The sequence below is a fragment of the Campylobacter sp. BCW_4323 genome (assembly GCF_001763115.1).
Taxonomy (GTDB): Bacteria; Campylobacterota; Campylobacteria; order Campylobacterales; family Campylobacteraceae; genus Campylobacter_D; species Campylobacter_D jejuni.
Window position 1 is genome coordinate 1 of the sequence record NZ_MJYC01000025.1, and the last position, 2,205, is coordinate 2,205.

Genomic DNA, 2,205 nt, shown 5'->3' on the forward strand with positions numbered 1-2,205 from the left:
ATCTGACAAAGTGTGTGTATGATCAAAATATGCATTTCTTGAATTCTAGCCGTATCATCGCTTGGTACAACAAGATTATGATCACAAAGCTTATTCATCATTCCACCACCTTTTCCGCTAAGCCCTAAACAAAGCATATTAAGTTCTTTTGCTTTTTTAAAAGCTTCTAAAACATTAGGGCTTTTTCCGCTCGTTGAAATACCGATTAAAATATCATTTTCATTTCCTAAAGCTTCCACTTGTCTTGAAAAAACAAACTCAAAACCATAGTCATTTCCTATAGCACTAAGTGCTGAAGTATCGGTTGTAAGTGCTATACCTGCTAAAGCCTTGCGTTCTTTTTTATAACGCCCGCTAAGTTCAGCCGCAAAATGCTGAGCATCAGCTGCACTTCCACCATTTCCACAAATCAAAATTTTGCCACCTTTTTTTAAGCACTCACATAAAAGTTCGCCTACTTTAGCGATTTGTCCTTTTAAAATTTCACTTTCTTGAACGATTTTTTGATGTTCTTGCCATTCTTTTTCCACTAAATTTATCATTTTTTATCCTTAATCTTTTCTATGATCTTGCTCGTACTAAATCCTTCTTCAAAGTCGATTAATTTAACCCTTGAAACGATATCCGCACCCACAACAAGCTTATCTTTATAATCAGCCCCTTTAACCAAAATATCGGGTTTTAAAAAGCCTTGCTTATCCCAATTGCGGATTGTTTGTATTGTAACACCAAGTAAATTTGCAGCATGTCCGATAGAAATGAGCTTATTCATTATAGTTTAATTCTACTAGAATGATTATATTCATTATTACAAGAGTGGCTTTTGGATTGTGTTTTATCTGATATTAAATCATTAAACCAAGCAACATTATTTTGCAAATCCAATATCCCATTTGTTATCTTTGCAATTAATTCATAATTTTTAGTATTATCATAAACCAAAATCTCATCACATAATGGCATAATTTTTAAAAGATTTTGCATACTTTCATAATATCTTTTATCTATTAAATGTGGCTCTATGTCGTGTCCGCCTTTAGCTACTCTTATTTTTACTCGTGCTTTTGCAGTTTGCGGGCTATCAAGTCCTACGAAGTGTAAATTGATTTTATAACCATGCTCTTTTAATTCACTAAATAGATTTAATATAGCTTTTCCGCAAAGCGTAGTTTCTTGATTAAAATTAAGTTTATCATTTATATATACTTTACGCATTTTTATAGCTATCTTTGAGGCACGAATTTGAGTTTGTCTATCTCTATGATCTCCAATGCTTTGAGCTATCTCATCTACATTTATGCGATAACCTAAATTTATTCCTTGCTCTTGTGCTAAAAAATATAAAGTAGTCTTTCCTGCACCATTTACACCAGCAAAAATAGTAGCCGTTGGTTGATTTACCATAAAAAGTTCCTTGTATAAATTTTAAGTAATAATAATAAATTTTCAATAAAAATCTAAAAATATTTGATATTTATTTATAGTTTTTCATAGGTTTTTATAAATCAGTTTTATAGCTCCCATCTATGATCTGACAAAGTGTGTGTATGATCAAAATATGCATTTCTTGAATTCTAGCCGTATCATCGCTTGGTACAACAAGATTATGATCACAAAGCTTATTCATCATTCCACCACCTTTTCCGCTAAGCCCTAAACAAAGCATATTAAGTTCTTTTGCTTTTTTAAAAGCTTCTAAAACATTAGGGCTTTTTCCGCTCGTTGAAATACCGATTAAAATATCATTTTCATTTCCTAAAGCTTCCACTTGTCTTGAAAAAACAAACTCAAAACCATAGTCATTTCCTATAGCACTAAGTGCTGAAGTATCGGTTGTAAGTGCTATACCTGCTAAAGCCTTGCGTTCTTTTTTATAACGCCCGCTAAGTTCAGCCGCAAAATGCTGAGCATCAGCTGCACTTCCACCATTTCCACAAATCAAAATTTTGCCACCTTTTTTTAAGCACTCACATAAAAGTTCGCCTACTTTAGCGATTTGTCCTTTTAAAATTTCACTTTCTTGAACGATTTTTTGATGTTCTTGCCATTCTTTTTCCACTAAATTTATCATTTTTTATCCTTAATCTTTTCTATGATCTTGCTCGTACTAAATCCTTCTTCAAAGTCGATTAATTTAACCCTTGAAACGATATCCGCACCCACAACAAGCTTATCTTTATAATCAGCCCCTTTAACCAAAATATC

The 2,205-nt window shown here is 32.5% G+C and carries 3 protein-coding genes and 1 pseudogene; all 4 read right to left on the bottom strand.

Going from position 1 to position 2,205, the window contains the following annotated elements:
* On the bottom strand, positions 1-542 hold a 542-nt coding region (gene gmhA / locus AJN60_RS00605), incomplete at its 3' end, for a D-sedoheptulose 7-phosphate isomerase (protein WP_070285674.1).
* A gap of 95 nt (positions 543-637) precedes the next feature.
* A pseudogene (locus AJN60_RS09665) lies at positions 638-772 on the bottom strand (MerR family DNA-binding transcriptional regulator); the annotation flags it as partial.
* Positions 772-1,404 carry a zeta toxin family protein gene (locus AJN60_RS00615; protein ID WP_070285676.1) on the bottom strand — a complete coding sequence of 211 codons (633 nt, stop codon included), beginning with the start codon at positions 1,402-1,404 and terminating at the stop codon, positions 772-774. The gene AJN60_RS00615 and the pseudogene AJN60_RS09665, both read right to left, overlap by 1 nt.
* Before the next feature lie 94 nt (positions 1,405-1,498).
* Positions 1,499-2,071 carry a D-sedoheptulose 7-phosphate isomerase gene (gene gmhA, locus AJN60_RS00620; protein ID WP_070285677.1) on the bottom strand — a complete coding sequence of 191 codons (573 nt, stop codon included), beginning with the start codon at positions 2,069-2,071 and terminating at the stop codon, positions 1,499-1,501.
* Positions 2,072-2,205: the final 134 nt, after the last annotated feature.